We start from the raw sequence: 18,558 nt of genomic DNA on the forward strand, positions 1-18,558 counted from the left end.
TGATCCGCCGTCTGCTCACCGTCCTGCGGGTCCCAGTTCTGTAGCTTGGGCCCCCCTCTGCCGCCGACCCCGTGACCGAGTTCCACCGCCTCGACCCCACCGCCGACGCCCGCTTCCTGCGGTCCGGCGTGGCCGACCCGCTCACGCGCGTCCCGTTCCGCCCCGCCAACGAGGTCGTGCTCTGCGCGACGTGCGGGACCGTCTCGCTGCGCGAGACCTGGGAGGCCGTCGGCGGCTGCCCCAACGGCCACGACACGGCCGCGCGCTGGAGCGCGACGGCCGCGCTCGCCGGCGGCGACGGCGCCGCGACCCCGCCGCCGCGCCCGCGCCCGGCGTCCGCGCCCGAGGCGGCCTCGCGGGGCTGGCTCTCGATGGTCCTGCTCGCGGTCGGCATCGCGGGCCTGCTCGTGCTCGCCGTCGTCGTGTTCGGGCTGGTGACGGACGAGGACGAGGCGCCCGTCGAGGAGGTCGTCGTGCCGGCCGGCCCGACGGGCCCCGAGGCCATCGCCGTCGCCGAGCCCGGCCTGATCGAGGGCACGCTCACCGCCGACGACTTCGAGACCGAGGACGCCCGCTATCAGGACCTCTACACCTTCGCCGCCGACTCGTCGGGCCGCGTGCTCACCTTCCGCGTCTCGTCCGAGGACTTCGAGCCGGACCTGGTCGTGGAGACGCCTGAGGGCGACCGCATCGAGGGCGACATCGTCGACGAGAACGCCGACACCGGGGCCGTGACGGTCGCCGTGGGGAGCCTGCGCGCGCCCGGCCTCTACCGCGTCCGGATCTCGTCGCGGCGTCCGAGCCAGGAGGGCGCCTACGCCTTCCGGATCCGGTCCGAGGAGCCGGTCCGCCCGCTCGTCGCCGACGGCCCACCGATCCAGGCCACGCTCGGCGAGTTCAGCGAGCGCGCCGACGGCTTCTTCCGCGACCGGTACCAGTTCCGGGGCCTGGAGGAGCGCGAGCACACCCTGACGGTCCGGTCCAGCGCGTTCACGGCCGTCGTCGAGGTGCGCGGGCCGGACGGCGTGGTCCGGGGCGAGACCGGCCGGGCGGGCGGCGTCGTCACGTTCGTGTTCACGCCGGGCCAGACCGGCCCCCACACCGTCGTGGTGTCGTCGCGCGTGCCCGATACCAAGGGCAAATACGCCGTCGAGCTGGCCGTCGAGCCCGAGGTGGTGGCCGCCCCCGAGCCCGCCGCCCGCCCGCTCGCCGACGGCGCCACCGCCCGGGACTCGCTGGCGGCCGGCGGGTCGCAGGCGTACGCCATCCGGGGCCGCGTCGGCGACCGGATCCGCCTCGAGGTCCGCACCGACGGGTTCACGCCGTCGCTCGTGCTCGTCGGGCCGGACGGCACCCGGACCGTCGCTGAGCCCGACGGCGACCGCGCCCGGCTCACGCTGACGCTCCAGACGGCCGGGGCCTACCGCGCCATCGTCGGCGCGCCCGAGGGCAGCGGCGAGGCCCGCGTCTCGCTCGAGCAGCGCGCCGCCGTCACCGCCGACGACATCCCGCGCCTGCCGGGCGCGGGCTCCGCCCCGGCCCCGCCCCCCGCCGACGGCGGCAACTCCACGCCCCAGCCTACCGGCGACGGCGGCGCGCCCGACGGCACCGGCCCCGAGCCGGCGCCCGCGCCGTAGCTTTCGGCTCCCCCCCCGGGCCCCGGCCCCGACATGAGCGACGACGCCGACACCATCCGAGTCTCCAAGACGCGCCTCCGCGAGGTGAAGTCCGAGATCGACAAGCTCCAGGGCGAGCTGACCGCGCTCCGCGCGGAGCACGAGAACCTCCGCGCCCACCTCAAGGGCTCCATCCAGGAGGTCGCCCGGCTGACCAAGGAGAACGAGCGCCTGCGGGCGTAGCGGCGGTGGGTCGCCAGCCCAACACGTCGTGCGCGGTCTGCGAGGCGCCCATCTATCGCCGGCCATCGACGACCGCCAGCGGGGCGGTCTACTGCTCGCGGACGTGCCACGGCGTCGCGCAACGTCGGACGAAGGTGTGCCCCGTGTGCGGCGACGACGACTGGGGATCGAAGAAGACCTGCTCTCGAGCGTGTGCGAATCGGAGTCGTCGAGGGCTTACGTATGATGGGTCGAACCGAAGCAGCAAGGCGCACCAGGGGCGATTCCTCAAGGAACAGTTGGCGGTGGAGCGCGGTGGCCGGTGCGAGACGTGCGGGTACGACAACTACAACGTGCTCCACGTCCACCACGTGACGCCGAAAGCCGAGGGCGGGACCGACGATGGTGTTAATCTGCGCCTACTGTGTCCGAACTGCCACATGGTGACCCACCACGGGTACGGGACGTTCGGAGGGTCAAGCCGATAGGTGACGGCAGCGGTCTTGAAAACCGTCGAGGTGTGTAAGCGCCCTTGAGGGTTCGATTCCCTCACCCTCCGCCCTCGGGCGCAACCCGCGCGCCCCGCTTCCGTCAAGGGCGCCGACCTGCCCCCGACCGATGCACCCGTCTCTGAGAGCCCTCGCCCTCGCCGTCCTCGCCGCCCTCGCGCCCGCCGCCGCCGCCCAGGACAGCACGGACGTGACGCTCGCCGAGGCCGTCGCCCGCGCCATCGAGGAGAGCCCGACCGTGCGCCAGAGCCAAGCGACGGACCGGGGCCGGTCGGCCGCCGTCCGCGCCGCTCGCGCCAACCGCCTGCCCGACCTGTTCCTGAGCGTGTCGCCGCAGCAGCGCTACGGGCTCGGGTTCGACCAAACGACGGGCGAGGTCGTGTCCCAGACCGTCGAGACGGTAGGCGTCGGCGTTCAAGCGTCGCTGGCGCTCTACGACGGCGGCCGGACGTCGGCGCTCGTCCGCGAGGCGCGGCTCCGGCTCGACGCCGCCGAGGCGGGCTTGGGGCGGACCGAGCAGGCCGTCGCCCTCGACGTCGCCCAGCGCTTCCTGACGCTCCTGCTCGACCGCGAGCTGCTCGCCATCGAGCGAGAGGCGCTGGCGTCGGCCGTCGCCCAGCGCGCGCGCGTGGCCGAGCTCGTCGAGGCCGGCGCGCGACCTCGGGGCGACCTGCTGGCGCAGGAGGCCGTCGTCGCCGAGCGGCGGACGGCGCTCGTCGTCGCCGAGGGCGCCGTCCAGAGCGACCGCGTCGGCCTCATCCAGACCATCGGGCTCGACCCGCTCGGCGCGTATCGCTTTGTCGGGCCCGACGTGGACCGGCTCCAGGCCTCGGGCCTGCTCGACGCGCCCGCCGTCCCGCTCGCGGAATTGCTCGACGCGGCCCGCGCTGCGCGTGCCGACCGCCGCGCCCAGGAGCTCGCCATCGAGGCCGCCGAGGCCGGCGTCGCCAGCGCGCGGGCCCAAGGCCGGCCCAGCCTCAACCTGACGGCCTCCGCCGGGACTGGGTACTCCAGCCTCCAGCAGCGCACGGTCGGCGACACGCCGGTCCTGCCGGTCACGCTCGACGACGGCTCGCCCGTGCTCGTCGGCGGCCTGCCGCTCACGTTCCCCGGGTCGCCGGCCTTCGAGACGACGCCGCTCTTTACCCAGGCCGCCGACAACCGCTCGGGCGCCATCGGCCTCCAGCTTTCGGTCCCCATCTTCGACCGGTACCAGACGCGCCGCCAGATTGTCGAGGCCGAGATCCGCGCCGAGGAGGCCCGCATCCAGCTCGACGCGCTCGACCGCCAGGTCGCCGCCGAGGTCCAGCAGGCCTTCGTCGACGCCCGCACCGCGCGCGCCCGGCTGACGGCGGCGTCGGCCCAGGTCGAGGCCGCGACGGCCGCGCTCCGCGTCGAGCGCGACCGCTACCGGCTCGGCGCGGGCACCTTGTACGACGTGGCCGAGGCGCAGGCCGCCTTTGCCCGCGCGCAGTCGGTCCAGGCCCAGGCCGCGTACGGGCTGCTCTTCCGCCAGGCCCTCGTCCGGCTGGCGGTCGGCGACATCGACCCGGCCGACATCGCCGCGCTCGTCGGCCAGTAGCGCTCCCCGTAACCTTCGACGGCCGCTCGCGTCCAGCGGCCCCTTGTCCCCCCTCGAGACTCCCGACATGTCCCCCACCAAAAAGATTCTGATCGGCGTCGGCGTGCTGCTCGTCGTGCTCGTCGGCGTGGCCGCCGTGATGGGCGGCGGCGAGGAAGGCGTCGCCGTCGAGACGGCCGAGGCGCAGGTCCGCACCATCACGCAGACCGTGACGGCCTCGGGGACGGTCGCCAGCGAGGTCGAGGTGCCCATCTCGTCCGACGTCTCGGGCGAGGTCATCTTCCTGGCCGTCGAGGAGGGCGACCGCGTCCAGCGCGGCGACCTGCTCTTCCGCGTCCGCCCGGACGTTTACGCCAGCGAGGCCGAGCGCGCCCGCGCCCAGATCGCGACGGCCCAGAGCGGCGTCGGCGAGGCGCAGTCGGCCGTCGTCGAGGCCCAGCGCGCCGTCGAGCAGGCCCGCGCCGACCTCGCTCGCGCGACCGCCGAGCGCGAGCGGACGCAGCGCGCGCTCGACCGCCAGCAGGACCTGTTCGACCGCGACGTGGCCTCGGCCATGGAGCTCGACGCCGCGCGCGGGGCGTACGAGGTGGCCGCCGCGTCGGAGGCCGCGGCGCGCCAGGCCGTCAACGGCGCCACGGCACGCGTGGCCTCGGCGCAGGGCCGCGTCCGGAGCGCCCGGACCCAGGTCCGCAGCGCCGAAGTGGGGGCCCGCCAGGCCGGCCAGCAGCTCGCGCAGACCGCCATCTACGCGCCCATGTCCGGGACGGTCAGCCAGCTCAACATCGAGCTCGGCGAGCGCGTCGTCGGGACCCAGACCATGACCGGCACCGACATCATGCGCATCTCGCGGCTCGACGCGATGACCATGGAGATCGACGTCAACGAGAACGACGTGGTGAACGTGGCCATCGGCGACTCGGCGCGCATCGAGGTCGACGCGTACCCCGAGGAGGGGCTGGGCGGGGCGGTCGTCCAGATCGCCAACTCGGCGCGGATCCAGAACGCGGGCACCTCGCAGGCCGTCACCAACTTCCCCGTGGTCGTCCGCCTGGCCGCCGCCGGCGACGCCCCGGCCGACGCCGCGCGCGCGCCCGACGAGGGCGTCCCCGCCGGGCCGGGCCCCTTGCTCCGCCCCGGCATGAGCGGGACCGTCGACATCTACACGCGGTCGGTCCCCGACGCCGTCGTGGTCCCGATCCAGGCCGTCACCGTCCGCGACTTCAACGAGATCGAGCGCGAGCGCCGCCGCAAGGCCCAGGCGTCCGGCGAGGAGGTGTCGGGGCCCGAGCCCGAGGGCGAGGACCTGCGCCGCGTCGTGTTCATCGTCGTCGACGGCAAGGCCGAGATGCGCGAGGTCACGACCGGCATCACCGACGACACGCACATCGAGATCCGCGAGGGCCTGACCGGCGGCGAGACCGTCGTCACCGGCCCCTTCCGCATCTTGCGCACCGAACTCGAGGCCGGCGACGCGGTCCGGAGTGATGAGTAGTGGGTAAGGGGTGAGGGGCGATGCCCTCGCACCCACGCGCTTCTGCTCTCCCGCTCATCACTCTTCACTCAGCACCCCTCACCCGCCCATGTCCGTCATCGACATCGCCGACGTCTGGAAGACGTATCGGATGGGGACCCAGGAAGTCCACGCCCTGCGCGGCTGCACGCTCGCCGTCGAGCGCGGCGAGTACGTCGCCATCATGGGCCCGTCCGGCTCCGGCAAGAGCACGCTGATGAACGTGATCGGCTGCCTCGACGTCCCGACGAAGGGGACGTACCAGCTCGACGGCCGCGACGTGGGCTCGCTCTCAGACGACGAGCTGGCGGCGGTCCGCAACGGCCAGATCGGGTTCGTCTTCCAGACCTTCAACCTACTGCCCCGCCAGGACTGCCTGCAGAACGTCGAACTCCCGCTCGTGTACGCGGGCGTCGGCCGGGCCGAGCGCCGCGCCCGCGCCGCCGAGTCGCTGGAGCGCGTCGGCCTCGGCGACCGGATGGACCACAAGCCGAACGAACTCTCGGGCGGCCAGCGCCAGCGCGTCGCCGTGGCGCGCGCGCTCGTCAACCGCCCCGCGATCCTGCTCGCCGACGAGCCGACCGGCAACCTCGACTCGGTCACCTCCGACGAGATCATGCGGCTCTTCGAGCAGCTCTCGCGCGAGGGCAACACGGTCATCGTGGTCACGCACGAGGACGAGATCGCCGCGCACGCCCGGCGCATCGTCCGCCTGCGGGACGGCGTCGTCGAGACCGACCAGCCCGTCGCGGCGCCCGTCCTGGCCGAGGTCGCCGAGGCGGACCTGGTGACGGAGGCGGCGTAACCCGCGAGTCGCTGTGGCGTAACGGGCGGACTTCTTGCCTCCCGACGCTATGGCCCCGATCTCCATCGTCCACACCGCGCTCGGCGTCACGGCCCTCGCGACCGGCGCGATCGTGCTGGCGCGGCGGAAGGGCGACCGCCTCCACCGAGCCGTGGGCCGCGTCTACGTCGGGTCGATGGTCGTGCTGTGCGGGCTGGCGTTCGGGCTCCGCGACACGACGCCCATGTTCAGCGGGTTCGGCCCGTTCCACGCCGCCGCCCTCGTCAGCCTGGGCACCGTCGTGGCCGGGGCCGTCTCGGCGTGGCGCCGCCGGCCGGGCTGGCTGCCGTGGCACTTTATGTGGATGGCGTGGTCGTACATCGGGCTCGTGATGGCGACCGGCGGCCACCTCCAGGGCCCGCTGATGGTCGCCTTTGCAGCGGTGGGGGTGCCGGAGGGCGTGGCGATCGGGCTGTCGCTGTTCGTCGTCTGGGGCCTCCCGCCGATCGTCGGACGCCGGTGGATCGCCCGGAGCCAGCCCGGCTGGTTCGCGCTCGCCCCGTTCGTGGACCCCGACGCCCCAGCACCCGCCCCGACGTCCGCTCGCGAAGGCGCCGCGCCGGCGCGGTGAACGGGCGGTGAGTTCGGCGCCCGTCACGGAGTCGTCACGGGGTACTCTGTGGCGATTCGCGATCATCGGCCGCCCCTCCCCCCGATTCCGTGCCCGACTTCGTGGCCGCGCTCGTCGCTGCCTTCCTGCCCCTCTTCGTCGCCATCAACATCCCCGGCATCCTGCCGCTCTACATCGGGATGACGGAGACGTTCTCGCGCGACGACCGCCGCCAGCTGCTCGTCCGCGCCCTGCTGGCGGCGGCCGTGCTGGCCGTCTTGATGCTCTTCGCCGGGCAAATCATCTTCGACACGCTGGGCATCACGCTCAACGACCTGCGCGTCGGCGGCGGCATCATCCTGCTCGTCATCGCCGTGACGGACCTGGCCTTCGGCGACACCAAGGACCGGCGCGGCGGCTCCAAAAAAGAGCGCGCCAAGCTCCACGACCACGCGCCCGACGAGCCCGTCGACCTGCCCGTCGTCCCGCTCGGCATCCCGCTCATCATCGGGCCCGGCGCCATCACGACGATCCTGATTTCGGACGGCCAGTTCGGCTGGGTCGTCACGCTGGTGTCGATCCTGCTCAACATGACGCTGGTGTTCATCACGTTCACGTTCGGCCCGGCGATCCTGAAGCTGGCGGGGCGGGGGACCTCGAAGGCCATCGCCAAGGTCGCCAGCTTGTTCCTGGCGGCGATCTCGGTCGCCATGATCCGTGCGGGCGTCCTGGGCATGATCGCCGCCGCGTAGCGCGGACGACGGGCTCGCGACGGCCGGTCGACCACCCCCTGTCCCCCTCCCCATCCAAGGAGGGGGGCGGCCGGCAGGCGGGGGGGGGCGGGTCCGCGCCAGCAGGCCGGCTCGCGCCAGTCGGGCGACGCCCCGGATCGTCCGCGCGCTGACGGGGGTATCCGTGCCATGCTGACCACGCCCACCCTCGAAGTCCGCTGGTTTCGCCCCGGCCCCATCCCCGGCGCGGTCACCGCGTGGTTCGCGTCCCTCGGCGACCCACCCGACGAGGAGGCCCGCACCGACCGCTACCTCGCGCCGTCGTCGGACGCCCTTGGGGTCAAGCTGCGCGAGGGACGCCTCGAGATGAAGCGCCGCGCCGGCGCCGCCGGGCCCGTCGCCGCCGGCGCCGCCCGGGCGACCGCCGAGGCCTGGACCAAGTGGTCGTTCGCGCTCGCCGAGTCCGTCGGTCCGCTCGACGGCCCGTGGCTCGCGGTCGCCAAGCGCCGCCGCCAATACGTGCTGGAGCTGGCGGGCGGGAGCTGCGCGCTGGAGCTGTCGACGGTGACCGTCGCCGGGGCCGCGTGGTGGTCGGTGTGCCTGGAGGCCGAGGGGACGTCGCCGCACGCTCGCCGCGCCGCCCTCGCCGCTGGCGCCGCGCGCTGGCTGGCGGTCCCAGACGCCCCCGCGCTCGCCGCCGCCGACGCCCAGGGATACCCCGCCTGGCTCCGGGAGGCGGCCCGCTAGGGGCTATCCTCGGGCGACACGCGCCTGCCCCGATGCTCCGCCTTGCCGCCCTGCTGGCCCTTCTCGCCCCGTCGCTGGCGGCCCAGCCCGCCCTCGTGCCGCTCCCCGCCGAGGTGGCGTGGCGCGAGGCCCCCCCGTTCGTCGTCACCGAGACCACACCCATCGTCGCGACGGACGCCGACGCCCGGCGGATCGGCGCGACGCTCGCGGCCCTCATCGGCAACACCGTCGACACGACGCCCCGCGTGGTCGCCGAGACGGACGAACCCGCGATCGCCCTCGCGATCGACCCCGCCGCAGGGCACGGGGCGGAGGGCTACGCGCTCGACGTGGCCGCCAGCGGGGTCGAGATCGTCGCCTCGGCGCCGGCCGGGTTGTTCTACGGTGTCCAGACGCTGCGCCAACTGCTGCCCGTCCGCGTCGAGTATGGCGCGGCCCTCTTCCGGCCGCTCCCGATCCCGGCCGTCCGCATCGTCGACGCGCCCCGGTTCGCGTGGCGCGGGATGATGCTCGACGTGGCCCGCCACTTTTTCGACGTGCCCGACGTCGAGCGCGTGCTCGACCTCATGGCGCTCCACAAGCTCAACCGCCTGCACCTCCACCTCAGCGACGACCAGGGCTGGCGGATCGAGATCCCCGGCCGTCCCGACCTCACGCGCGTCGGCGGGCGGACCCAGGTCGGCGGCGGGCCCGGCGGGTTCTACACGACCGAGGACTACGCGGGCCTGGTCGCCTACGCCGCCGAGCGGTTCGTCACCGTCGTCCCGGAGATCGACCTGCCCGGCCACACGAACGCCGCGCTCGCGTCGGTCCCCGAGCTCAACTGCGACGGCCGTGCGCGGCCCCCGTACACCGGCACCAACGTCGGCTTCAGCGCCGTCTGCGTCGGCACGCCCGCGACGGACGCCTTCGTCGCCGACGTGGTGGCGGCGCTCGCGGCCTTCCCCGGCGACGCCATCCACCTCGGCGGCGACGAGGTCGAGGAGCTGAGCGCGGCCCAGTTCGCGTCGTTCGTCGAGGACGCCCAGCGCGTCGTGGCGGCGACGGGGCGGACGTTCGTGGGGTGGGATGACGTGGCCGCGGCCGACCTCGCGCCCGGCGCCGTCGTGCAGGTCTGGCGGCCCCAGGTCCCCGCCGTGGCGCGTCGTGTCGCGCAGGCGGTCGCCGAGGGCGCGACCGTCGTCCTGTCTCCGTCGGACCGCATCTACCTCGACATCAAGTACGACGCCGACACGATCCTGGGCCTCACGTGGCCCGGCCTCAACGGCGTCCGCGACGCCTACGACTGGGACCCGACGACGGCCGTCGCGGGCGTCCCCGAGGCCGCCATCCGGGGCGTCGAGGGCCCGCTGTGGTCGGAGACGCTGGCGACAATCGCCGACGTCGAGTTCATGGCCTTCCCCCGGCTCGCGGGCGTCGCCGAGATCGGGTGGACCCCGCGAGCGTTGCGCTCGTGGACGGGCTACCGCGCCCGCCTCGGTGCCTTCGGCCCCCGCTGGTCCGCGCTCGGCGTCTCGTTCTACCGCTCCCCCGAGGTCGACTGGGCTCCCGACGGCGTGGAGTGACCGTTGCTCTCAGCCGTCAGCGCGCGCGCTTCACCGTGTCATCCTGAGCGGAGGCCGGAGGCCGTAGTCGAAGGATCTCCGTCGCGCACCGCCCAGCTACAGCGGGGACGCGGCGCTGTGCCCGGCTGAGATCCCCCGACTCGCTTCGCTCGCTCGGGATGGCTCCACGGACGGGTCGCCGCGCTACTCGCTGACCGTCGCCAGCGCGAACACGTCGACCGTCTCGGGCGCATCGGCGGAGACCCTCGCCGTGGCCTCGTGCCGCGTCAGCACCTCGTCGCCGCGACGGACGGCGACCGAGACGCGCACCTCGGCGTCGGCGGCCTGCCCGCGCACGCGGACCCGGAACGTGCCCTCGCGCCGCCCACCGATCCCGACCGTCCGTGTAAACGGAAACCCGGCCACCGTCTCCGTCACGGGCCCGCCGTCGGAGCCGGTCGTGGTCACGGAGGCCTCGTCCATCGTCCCGTCCACCTCGACGCGGTACGCCACCTCGATGCTCGCGTCGTCGGCGACGGGCTCCGCCAGCAGGGCCGCCATCACGGCGCCGCCCAGCGCCAGCAGCGCGATCGCGGCGACGAGCACCACGCGGCGCGCAGGCGCCGGCGAGGGCGCGGCCTCCCCACCGTTGGGGGCGACGAGCAAGCGGTACCCCACCTTCGGGATCGTCTCGATGAACGCCGGCTCGCGGGCGTCGTCGCCGAGCGCCAGCCGGAGCTGCGACACGCACCGCGTCAGCGAGGCCTCCGTGACGACCACGTCGGGCCAGACGGTCTCGAGCAGCGCCTCGCGCGGGACGACCTCGCCGGGGTGCGCCGCCAGCATCACCAGCACCGCCGTCGCCTTCGGCTCCAGCCGCACCGTCGTGCCGTTCGGCTGGCGGACCTCGTTGGCGTGCGGGGCGATGGTCGACTCGCCGAGGGTGAACGTCCAGTCGGGGGGCGGCATGGCGGGGCGGAGGGGCGGAGAGGGGGGCTCGCGAGCGGGGCGGGCGTCGGAGGAAGTTCGGAGGGCGGGCCTCCGCCACCAAACGGCCCGCCTCCGACAGACCTCCGAGATCCCTTCGGCCGCCCTGCGGCGCGGTCGGCCCGTCCGCCCCTAGCCTCGGGCCCCGTCCTCCCCGGTCCGATGCGCACCCTGCTCCTGCTCTGCCTCGCCCTGCCCGCCGCCGCCCAGCCGCTGGCGCCCGCCGACCACGCGATGCTGGCGGAGGCCGTCCGCCTGGTCGCCGCGCTCGACGGCACGTTGTGGGAGCGCGCCGCCGTCCCCTTCGCCGTGCTCCTCGTCGACGGCGATCGCGAGGTGCTCGTCGGCCACCCGACGCCGCCCGACGGCTGGGCGCCGGCCGGGGAGGACCCCGCGCTCGGGGGGGCGTTTCACGTCCGCCCGCGCCAGGTCGGCCCCGGCCTGCTGGCGACGTTCCCCATCGGCGGCGTCCCGACGGTCGTCGTCGGCACGGCGGGGCAGACGGGGCGCGAGCCGACGGCGTGGGTGCTGACCCTCCTCCACGAGCGGGTCCACCAGCGCCAGATGAGCCGCCCCGGCTACTTCGGCGACGTGGCCGCGCTCGACCTCGCCGGCGGCGACACGTCGGGGATGTGGATGCTCGACTTCCCGTTCCCCTATGCGGATCCCGCCGTGGGGGCAGCGTTCGCCGGCTACCGGTGGGCACTGGCGTGCGCGCTCGGCGCCCGGGACCCGGAGGCGGCGCTCACCCACGTGGTCCAGGCGCGAGCGTCGCTGCGGGCCGTGCTGGCGCCGCGCGACGACCGCTACTTCGACTTTCAGCTGTGGCAGGAGGGCGTGGCCCGCTACGGCGAGATCCGGCTGGCGCACGCGGCCGCGTCGGTGGAGCCGCCCGGGCCTGCGTTTCAGGCGTTGGGGGCGGTCCCCTACGCCGACGCCGCCCACGCCCTGCGCGCGTCGCTGGCGTCGGAGCTTGCGGCAGTCGATCTCGCCCGCGACGGCCGGCTCGCGTTCTACGCCGTCGGCGCGGCGCACGCGCTCGTGCTCGACGCGGCCCGGCCCGGCTGGCACCGCCGCGCGCTCGCGCCGCCGTTCGCGCTGCCCCCGCCGTAGACTCGGGCCCCCACCCGCCCGCTTGTGACCGTCCGCGTGCTCCTGTTCGACGTGCTCCGCCGCGAGATCGGCGCGGCCGAGGTGTCGGCCGACCTGCCCGATGGCGCGAGCGGCGACGCGCTCCTCGACCGGCTGGCGGACATACATGCGCCCATCGCCCGGCACCGCCCGACGATCCGGCTGGCGGTCGACCACCGCTACGTGCCGCTCGCGACGCCGATCGCGCCCGGCGCCGAGGTCGCGCTGATCACGCCCGTGAGCGGCGGGTGAGGCCGGGCGTCCTCCTGCTCGCGGCGCTGCTTGCGGTGCCGTGTGCGGCGCAGGCGAGTGGCCCGCTGCTCGACACCCCGCGTCTCCAGATCGGCGCCGCCGCGACGGCAAAGGTGGGGACCCACGAGACGGCGCTCGGCGCGCGCCTCCACGCGGCCGCACCGCTGATCCGTGGGCGCTCCGTAGGTCTGCTCGTGCGGGGCGGCGTCGGGGTAGAGGGCTTGGTCGACGATCTGGGGATCCCTGGCGCCGGCGTTGGCGCGCAGCCCGGAATCGAACTGGCCGTCGCGTTCGGCCCGCCGGTCCGGCGCGCGACCGGGGACGTGTTGCAGCCGAGCGTCCGGCGCCACGAGCTGGCGTACGCCCTCCTCGGCTACCTCGACTCCGACGGCACGTCGCAAGCGTCGGGCGGGATCCGGTACCGGCTCGCGACGGCGCGCTCGGTCGTCGAGGTCGCATACGAAAACGACGCGTTCGCCCACCTCCTGCGCGACGAGTTCCGCACGGCCGCGATCCGCGTCCGCGTCGTCCGCACCGACCGCGAGACGCCCGCCGGCCTCGGGCTCCGCGCCGTGCTGTGGACGGGCACGACGGCCGGGCTCGGGCGCCTCACGCGCAACGAGACCTACGACCTTTCGGGCCAGCTCGGTGGCGCCTACTCGCACGGCATCCTGGCGCTCGACGCCGTCTACGGCGGCCTGACGCTGTCGCTCGGCGTCGACGCCGAGGGCGTCCGGTCGGCCATCCAGAACACGTTCCACCGCCTGATCGACGACGGCCAGATCCCGCGCCGCGACCGCGCGCCGCGCTTGTTCATCCGGCTGGCGCTCAACGAGGGTGGGGGCCTCTACTGAGCGCTACTTGGCGACGGCGACGGCGCGGACCTCGCGGATGACCGTCACCGTGATCTGCCCCGGGTACTCCAGCTCGCGCTCGACGCGCTGCGAGATGTCGCGCGCCAGCGACTCCGCGATGGCGTCCGTGATCCGGTCCGTGTCGACGACCACGCGGACCTCGCGGCCGGCCTGGATGGCGTACGCCTGCTCGACGCCGTCGAACTCGGACGCCAGCCGCTCCAGCTTTTGGAGCCGCTGCACGTACCGTTCGAGCGACTCGCGCCGGGCGCCGGGCCGGGCGCCACTCGCGGCGTCGGCGGCCTGGACGAGCGGCGCGATGGGCGTCGCCATGGGCACCTCGTCGTGGTGCGCGCCGATCGCGTTCGCCACGTCCGGGTGCTCGTTGTAGCGCCGCGCCAGCTCCATCCCGGCGATCGCGTGCGGCTGTTCGAGGTCGCCCTCGATGACCTTGCCGATGTCGTGGAGCAGCCCGGCCCGCCGCGCCTTGCGGGCGTCGAGGCCGAGCTCCGCCGCCATCAGCGCCGCCAGCTTGGCCGTCTCGATCGAGTGGTGGAGCAGGTTCTGGCCGTAGCTGGCGCGGTACTTCATCCGGCCGACGAGCCGGACCAGCTCGGGGTGGAGCCCGTGGACCTGGAGGTCGAGCGCGGCCTGCTCGCCGGTCGCGAGGATTTCGGCGTCGATCTCCGCCTTCGTCTCGGCGACGATCTCCTCGATCCGCGCCGGGTGGATCCGGCCGTCCTCGAGCAGGCGGACGAGCGAGAGCCGGGCGACCTCGCGGCGGACGGGGTCGAACCCCGAGACGAGCACGGCGTCGGGTGTGTCGTCGACGATGACCTCGACGCCCGTCGCGGCCTCGAACGCGCGGATGTTGCGGCCCTCGCGCCCGATCACCCGGCCCTTCATGTCGTCCGACGCCAGCGCGACCGTCGAGACGGTGTGCTCGATCGTCGCCGTGGCGGCGATCCGCTGGATGGCCTTGAGGACCGTCCGCGTCGCGTCGCGCTGGGCCGTCGCCCGGGCCTTCTCCCGCGCCTCCTTGACGGCGCCAGCGGCCTCCAGCCGAGCCGCGCGCGTGATCTCGGCGACGAGCGCCTCGCGCGCCTCGTCGCGCGACATCCCGGCGACCTGCTCCAGCTTGCCCACGTGCTCCTCGATGAGCGAGTCGAGGCGGTCGGCGTCGGCGCAGAGCCGTTCGTGGAGGGCCTCGGCCTCGCGCTCGCGCTCGGCGACCTCCTGCTGGCGGCGCCCGGCGGCGGCCGCTAGCGTCTGGACCTGCTCGCGCAGGGTGTCGGCCTCGACGCGGCGGCGCTCGGCGGCGGCCGCGAGCGCGTCGAAGGCCTGGGCGGCGGCGTCGAGCGCGGCCTCGCGCGCGTCGAGGTCCTGGGACCGCGCCTCGACCTCGGCGCGGGCGGCCTCGATCTTGGCGCGCGCCGCGGCCGTCTTGGCCTTCACGTCCACGACGCGGGCGTCGATGCGGGCGCGGCGGCGGCGGACCTCGTCGCGGGCGGCGGCGACGTCTTCTCTCGCGGTCGCCAGCTCGGCGCGGGCGGCCTCGGCCTGGGCGCGGTGCCGCTCGGCCTCGGCCTCGGCGTGCCCGGCTGCGCGCTCGGCGCGGGCGGCCGCCTCGTCGAGCCGGGCGGCGGCGGACCCGCCCCGGACGACGCGCCCGGCCACAAAGCCCACGGCCAGGGCCAGGGCGGTCGCGAGGGCTACGAGGACGAGCGGGTCCATGGGGGAAACGGGAGGCGAGCGCCCCGGAGACCTCCCCGGGGCGCTCGCGCAGGTGACCGGCCAGCGGCGACGGACTCCCGTCGGGCCGACCCGGTCGAGCAGAGACACCAGCCTGCAGCGCTTGGACGAGAACCTTGCTCGTCTGACAATGTGGGAGCCCCTTGGACCCTCTCGCCTTCCGCGGCCCGGGGCGAACCCCGAGGCCCCGCCCGAGGGCGGGGTGCGGTCTGATGGTCAGATCCGAAACAGGACCCCCGCGGTAAACGCTGTTCAGGTTCCCATGCGGTGGCTACAAGCCGGTGGGCGCGGACGGACCGAGGCCTGTGCCGCGCGTCCCCAATATCGCCCCGGCCTGCCCGCCGTTCCGTGAGAGACCACGAATTCCCCAGAGGGAGGTGGGATACGGGAGAGGAGGGCGATAGGCCGCCCACGGTGTGCCGGACCACGCTCGCTTGCGCATCCCGCGTGCCTCAGTCCGTGTCCTCCGCCCCGCCCGCCAGCGCCCGCTCGATCCGGTCGGACAGGGCTTGCGACTCGATCTCCAGGCGCGCGCGCAGGCGGTCGGTCTCGGCGCGCGCCGCGTACAGCTCCTCCGCCAGCTCCAGCGCCACGAGGACGGCGTGCGTGAGGTCGGGCTGGGACGGGAGCTGGCTGCGCAAGCGCCGCAGCCGCTCGTCGACGCGTGCCGCGAGGTGGACCGTGTAGTCCTCGTCGCCGGGCGCCACCCGGAGTGGGTAGTCCCGGTCGAGAATGCGGATGCGGACGGAAACGGGGTCGCTCACGACGTGCCCTCCGAGTCTTCAGGGGTGGCCTCCAGCAGGCCGTCGACGAGCGTGAGGAACCCCTCGACGCGCGTGCGCAGGGCCTCGGGGTCCTCGCCCTCGCCGAAGGCGAACGACGGGGCGGCGTCGCGGGCGTCCTGCAGTTCGATCAGCCGCTTCGCGAGCGCCGCGTTCTCCGAACGGAGCCGCCCGATCTCGCGCACCGCCGCCTCGACGCGGTCGCGGAGCACGCTCAGCGATCGCCACTCGGGCCGGACATCGGCCCGGGCCGGGTCGTCCTCAAGGCGGTCGGTGGGCTCCATGGCGGGGCGTGTGGGAGGTTCAAGATAGACATGAACTCCTGGGGGGTATCCCCGAGAGACCCCACCGATGCAACTGATGGGCGGCGGTCGGCCTGCACCCCCGCCCAGGCCCGGCGATGGCTACGTCCGCAGCGTGGCGCCATGCTTGGCTTCCAGCGCCCCGACGATGCGGCGGACGCGCCCGTCGACCTCCTTGTCGCGCAGCGTCTTGTCGGCGCCGAAGCGGAGCGCGACGGCCAGGCTCTTCTGCCCGTCGCCGACGCCCTCGCCCCGGTACACGTCGAACACGCGGACGTCTTGGAGAAGCGGCTTGCCCGCGCTGCGGATCGTGTCGAGAAGCGGCCCGGCGGCTTGCGCCTCGGGAACGACGAGCGCCAAGTCACGCTCGACGGTCGGGAAGCGCGAGATGGGCGCGTAGCGCGCGGGCTGACTGCGCGTGGCGAGTGCCGCGACCGCGTCCCAGTCGAGCTCGGCCACATACAGCGGCTCGACGAGGTCGGCGGCGTCCGCGACGGAATCGGCAACCAAACCCAGGCGGCCGATCCGGGTGTCGCCGACGGCGAGGTCGAGCGCGTACGCCGTCAGCGCCTCGGGTGCGGGGTGCGGCGTCTCAGTGATATTGTCCAGCCCGAGGTCCGCCAGCAGGTCGGCCACGACGCCCTTGAGGTCGTACACGTCGAGCGGGCGGGCCGGGCCCTCCCACGACGCCGGCGCGGCCCCGCTCATCCCCACGACGAGCGAGGTGTGCTCGTGGTAGCCCGAGACGGCGCCGTCGTTGGCGTCGGATGTCCGATAGACGTGGCCGGCCTCGAACAGCCGCAGCGCGCCGGCCCCGCGCGCCTGGTTGTAGCTGGCGACCGCCAGCAGGCCGGGCAGCAGCGACGGCCGGAGCGCGGCCATCTCCTGCGAGATCGGGTTGAGCGTCTCGACGGCGCCGCCGGGGCGGCCGGTCCAGGCGGCGTCGGCGAAGGACGCGGCGGTCGCCTTTGGGAGCAGCGAGTTGGTGACCATCTCGCGGAAGCCGAGCGCCGCGAGCCGCCCGCGCGTCCGGTCGAGCAGGCGGGCGTCGGGCGTGTCGCCGGCCGGGACGAGCGGGACGGGCGTGGCGTCGGGCACGGGGAGCCGGTCGTAGCCCCACAGCCGGGCGACCTCCTCGACCACGTCGACCTCGCGCTCGACGTCCGGGCGGAAGGGCGGGATGGTGACGGTCAGCGCGTCGTCGGCGGCCTGCACGCCAGCGCCGACGCCGCCGGCCTGGACGGCCTCGGCGAAGGCGTCGAGCGCGTCCGCGTCGTCGGCGACCTCGAAGCCGATGGCGGTGAGCAGCCGCACGATCTCGTCGCGCGGGACCTCCATGCCCAGCACGCGCGCCACGCGCGACGGGCGGAGCGTGACGGTCCGCGGCTCGTAAGGGAGAGAGTGGGCGTCGATCCGGCCGTCGACGATCGTGCCGCCGGCGGTCTCGGCGATCAGCTCGGCGGCGCGCGCGACAGCGAGCGGCTGACCCGTCGGGTCGGCCCCGCGCTCGAAGCGGTAGCTGGCGTCGGTCTGCAGCCCGAGCGCCTTCGAGGCGCGGCGGATCGAGGCCGGGTCCCAGTACGCGCCCTCGATGAACACGTCGGTCGTGGCGTCGGACACCTCGCTGTCGAGCCCGCCCATCACGCCCGCGATGCCGACATATCCGGCGCCGTCGGCCACCATCACGGTCCCCTTCGCGAGCGTGCGCTCGACGCCGTCGAGCGTCGTGAACGTCTCGCCGCCGGGCGAGCGCCGGACGACGACGCGCGACTCGGCCAGCGTCGCCAGGTCGTAGGCGTGGAGCGGCTGGCCGGTCTCCAGCATCACGAAGTTGGTCACGTCGACGACGTTCGAGATCGGCCGCAGGCCGACCGCGCGCAGGCGCGCCTGCATCCACTCCGGCGACGGGCCGACGGTCACGCCGCGCACCACCATCCCGACGAAACGCGGGCACGCCTCGGCGTCCTCGATCGTCACCGACACGAGCGAATCCACGTGGCCGCCGACCTCGGGGATCGCGGCCGTCGGCGGCGCGAGGGGGAGGTCCAGGAGCGCGGCCACGTCGCGGGCGACGCCGAGGTGGCTCGTCGCGTCGGGCCGGTTCGGGGTGATCGACACGTCGAGCACGGCGTCGCCAGGGAGCGCGTCGCGCTGGCGCAGGTGGTCGGCAACCGGCTGGCCGACGGTCGCGTCCTCGGGCAGCACCAGGATCCCGTCGTGGCCGTCGCCGAGCCCGAGCTCGTCCTCGGCGCAGATCATCCCGAAGGAGACCTCGCCGCGGATCTTGCCCTTCTTGATGGTCACCGGCTGGCGCTCGGCCGGGTCCTCGCGCGACGGCAGCATCAGCTCCGTGCCGACGGTCGCGACCGGCACGCGCTGGCCCTGGGCCACGTTCGGCGCGCCGCACACGATCTGGACCGGGTCGCCCTCGCCCAGGTCGACCTCGCAGATCCGCAAGCGGTCGGCATTGGGGTGCGGGCGGACCGAGACGACGTGCCCGACGACGACGCCGTCGAGCGGCGGGGCGGTCGACTCGATGCCCTCGACCTCGAGGCCGGACATGGTCAGGCGTTCGGCGAGCGCGTCGGCGTCGAGCCCGTGCGCGACGTAGTCGGAGAGCCAGTTGAGGGAGACGTTCATGGC

18 protein-coding genes and 1 tRNA gene are annotated in these 18,558 nt (G+C 74.6%); 14 read left to right on the plus strand and 5 right to left on the minus strand.

Annotation, left to right across the window (positions count from 1 at the left end; all coding sequences use genetic code 11):
- The first annotated feature begins 71 nt into the window (after window positions 1-71).
- The 11 genes from ACLIRP_RS17270 (at window position 72) to ACLIRP_RS17320 (ending at window position 9,876) form a co-directional block, all read left to right on the plus strand.
- On the plus strand, window positions 72-1,637 hold the full coding sequence (locus ACLIRP_RS17270) for a hypothetical protein (RefSeq protein WP_412061714.1): 1,566 nt from the start codon (window positions 72-74) through the stop codon (window positions 1,635-1,637).
- Between the two features lie 33 nt (window positions 1,638-1,670).
- Window positions 1,671-1,859: a hypothetical protein gene (locus ACLIRP_RS17275; protein ID WP_412061715.1), complete on the plus strand. Its 189-nt coding sequence runs from the start codon at window positions 1,671-1,673 to the stop codon at window positions 1,857-1,859.
- Window positions 1,860-2,143: 284 nt separating this feature from the next.
- Window positions 2,144-2,326, plus strand: a complete 183-nt coding sequence (locus tag ACLIRP_RS17280) for an HNH endonuclease (RefSeq protein WP_412063728.1) — start codon at window positions 2,144-2,146, stop codon at window positions 2,324-2,326.
- Window positions 2,309-2,397: transfer RNA gene (locus tag ACLIRP_RS17285), tRNA-Ser, on the plus strand. The genes ACLIRP_RS17280 and ACLIRP_RS17285 overlap by 18 nt, the downstream gene beginning before the upstream one ends.
- 59 nt (window positions 2,398-2,456) lie before the next feature.
- On the plus strand, window positions 2,457-3,929 hold the full coding sequence (locus tag ACLIRP_RS17290) for a TolC family protein (RefSeq protein ID WP_412061716.1): 1,473 nt from the start codon (window positions 2,457-2,459) through the stop codon (window positions 3,927-3,929).
- Window positions 3,930-3,996: 67 nt separating this feature from the next.
- Window positions 3,997-5,421, plus strand: coding sequence for an efflux RND transporter periplasmic adaptor subunit (locus ACLIRP_RS17295; protein WP_412061717.1), 1,425 nt, complete (start codon window positions 3,997-3,999; stop codon window positions 5,419-5,421).
- Between the two features lie 88 nt (window positions 5,422-5,509).
- Complete coding sequence (locus tag ACLIRP_RS17300; protein ID WP_412061718.1) at window positions 5,510-6,244, plus strand: ABC transporter ATP-binding protein; 735 nt, start codon at window positions 5,510-5,512, stop codon at window positions 6,242-6,244.
- A gap of 49 nt (window positions 6,245-6,293) precedes the next feature.
- Window positions 6,294-6,854 (plus strand): DUF2306 domain-containing protein, encoded by a 561-nt coding sequence (locus ACLIRP_RS17305; RefSeq protein WP_412061719.1) that lies wholly within the window; start codon window positions 6,294-6,296, stop codon window positions 6,852-6,854.
- 89 nt (window positions 6,855-6,943) lie between these two features.
- Window positions 6,944-7,585: a MarC family protein gene (locus ACLIRP_RS17310; protein WP_412061720.1), complete on the plus strand. Its 642-nt coding sequence runs from the start codon at window positions 6,944-6,946 to the stop codon at window positions 7,583-7,585.
- Window positions 7,586-7,753: 168 nt separating this feature from the next.
- A complete protein-coding gene (locus ACLIRP_RS17315) occupies window positions 7,754-8,311 on the plus strand; it encodes a hypothetical protein (RefSeq protein ID WP_412061721.1) in 558 nt (185 codons plus the stop codon).
- A 32-nt stretch (window positions 8,312-8,343) separates the two neighbouring features.
- Window positions 8,344-9,876 (plus strand): beta-N-acetylhexosaminidase, encoded by a 1,533-nt coding sequence (locus ACLIRP_RS17320; protein ID WP_412061722.1) that lies wholly within the window; start codon window positions 8,344-8,346, stop codon window positions 9,874-9,876.
- Between the two features lie 183 nt (window positions 9,877-10,059).
- Here the strand turns inward: ACLIRP_RS17320 and ACLIRP_RS17325 are convergent, their stop codons facing one another.
- Window positions 10,060-10,824 carry a winged helix-turn-helix domain-containing protein gene (locus ACLIRP_RS17325; protein WP_412061723.1) on the minus strand — a complete coding sequence of 255 codons (765 nt, stop codon included), beginning with the start codon at window positions 10,822-10,824 and terminating at the stop codon, window positions 10,060-10,062.
- Between the two features lie 180 nt (window positions 10,825-11,004).
- Here ACLIRP_RS17325 and ACLIRP_RS17330 point away from each other — a divergent pair, with 180 nt between their 5' ends.
- The 3 genes from ACLIRP_RS17330 to ACLIRP_RS17340 are packed head-to-tail and all read left to right on the plus strand — an operon-like array spanning window position 11,005 to window position 13,079.
- Window positions 11,005-11,955 carry a hypothetical protein gene (locus tag ACLIRP_RS17330; protein WP_412061724.1) on the plus strand — a complete coding sequence of 317 codons (951 nt, stop codon included), beginning with the start codon at window positions 11,005-11,007 and terminating at the stop codon, window positions 11,953-11,955.
- A 24-nt stretch (window positions 11,956-11,979) separates the two neighbouring features.
- A complete protein-coding gene (locus ACLIRP_RS17335; protein ID WP_412061725.1) occupies window positions 11,980-12,225 on the plus strand; it encodes a MoaD/ThiS family protein in 246 nt (81 codons plus the stop codon).
- Window positions 12,222-13,079, plus strand: a complete 858-nt coding sequence (locus ACLIRP_RS17340; RefSeq protein ID WP_412061726.1) for a polymorphic toxin type 23 domain-containing protein — start codon at window positions 12,222-12,224, stop codon at window positions 13,077-13,079. Before ACLIRP_RS17335 ends, ACLIRP_RS17340 begins: the two co-directional genes overlap by 4 nt.
- 3 nt (window positions 13,080-13,082) lie before the next feature.
- On the opposite strand, the gene rny is transcribed toward ACLIRP_RS17340, so the two are convergent.
- The 4 genes from rny to pheT form a co-directional block, all read right to left on the minus strand.
- Window positions 13,083-14,813 (minus strand): ribonuclease Y, encoded by a 1,731-nt coding sequence (rny, locus tag ACLIRP_RS17345; protein WP_412061727.1) that lies wholly within the window; start codon window positions 14,811-14,813, stop codon window positions 13,083-13,085.
- Between the two features lie 470 nt (window positions 14,814-15,283).
- The gene (locus ACLIRP_RS17350; RefSeq protein ID WP_412061728.1) at window positions 15,284-15,595 is read right to left on the minus strand and encodes a cell division protein ZapA; all 312 of its coding nucleotides are present in this window, start codon (window positions 15,593-15,595) and stop codon (window positions 15,284-15,286) included.
- The gene (locus ACLIRP_RS17355) at window positions 15,592-15,897 is read right to left on the minus strand and encodes a hypothetical protein (RefSeq protein WP_412061729.1); all 306 of its coding nucleotides are present in this window, start codon (window positions 15,895-15,897) and stop codon (window positions 15,592-15,594) included. Before ACLIRP_RS17355 ends, ACLIRP_RS17350 begins: the two co-directional genes overlap by 4 nt.
- A gap of 120 nt (window positions 15,898-16,017) precedes the next feature.
- Window positions 16,018-18,555 (minus strand): phenylalanine--tRNA ligase subunit beta, encoded by a 2,538-nt coding sequence (pheT, locus tag ACLIRP_RS17360; protein ID WP_412061730.1) that lies wholly within the window; start codon window positions 18,553-18,555, stop codon window positions 16,018-16,020.
- Window positions 18,556-18,558 lie beyond the last annotated feature (3 nt).

The organism is Rubrivirga halophila (assembly GCF_046845755.1).
GTDB lineage: Bacteria > Bacteroidota > Rhodothermia > Rhodothermales > Rubricoccaceae > Rubrivirga.

Bases quoted from the DNA above. Each gene is read 5' to 3' on its own strand.
- ACLIRP_RS17275 (WP_412061715.1), top strand. From the start codon at position 1,671: ATGAGCGACGACGCCGACACCATCCGAGTCTCCAAGACGCGCCTCCGC.
- ACLIRP_RS17290 (WP_412061716.1), top strand. From the start codon at position 2,457: ATGCACCCGTCTCTGAGAGCCCTCGCCCTCGCCGTCCTCGCCGCCCTC.
- ACLIRP_RS17295 (WP_412061717.1), top strand. From the start codon at position 3,997: ATGTCCCCCACCAAAAAGATTCTGATCGGCGTCGGCGTGCTGCTCGTC.
- ACLIRP_RS17300 (WP_412061718.1), top strand. From the start codon at position 5,510: ATGTCCGTCATCGACATCGCCGACGTCTGGAAGACGTATCGGATGGGG.
- ACLIRP_RS17305 (WP_412061719.1), top strand. From the start codon at position 6,294: ATGGCCCCGATCTCCATCGTCCACACCGCGCTCGGCGTCACGGCCCTC.
- ACLIRP_RS17315 (WP_412061721.1), top strand. From the start codon at position 7,754: ATGCTGACCACGCCCACCCTCGAAGTCCGCTGGTTTCGCCCCGGCCCC.
- ACLIRP_RS17320 (WP_412061722.1), top strand. From the start codon at position 8,344: ATGCTCCGCCTTGCCGCCCTGCTGGCCCTTCTCGCCCCGTCGCTGGCG.
- ACLIRP_RS17325 (WP_412061723.1), bottom strand. From the start codon at position 10,824: ATGCCGCCCCCCGACTGGACGTTCACCCTCGGCGAGTCGACCATCGCC.
- ACLIRP_RS17330 (WP_412061724.1), top strand. From the start codon at position 11,005: ATGCGCACCCTGCTCCTGCTCTGCCTCGCCCTGCCCGCCGCCGCCCAG.
- rny (WP_412061727.1), bottom strand. From the start codon at position 14,813: ATGGACCCGCTCGTCCTCGTAGCCCTCGCGACCGCCCTGGCCCTGGCC.
- ACLIRP_RS17355 (WP_412061729.1), bottom strand. From the start codon at position 15,897: ATGGAGCCCACCGACCGCCTTGAGGACGACCCGGCCCGGGCCGATGTC.
- pheT (WP_412061730.1), bottom strand. From the start codon at position 18,555: ATGAACGTCTCCCTCAACTGGCTCTCCGACTACGTCGCGCACGGGCTC.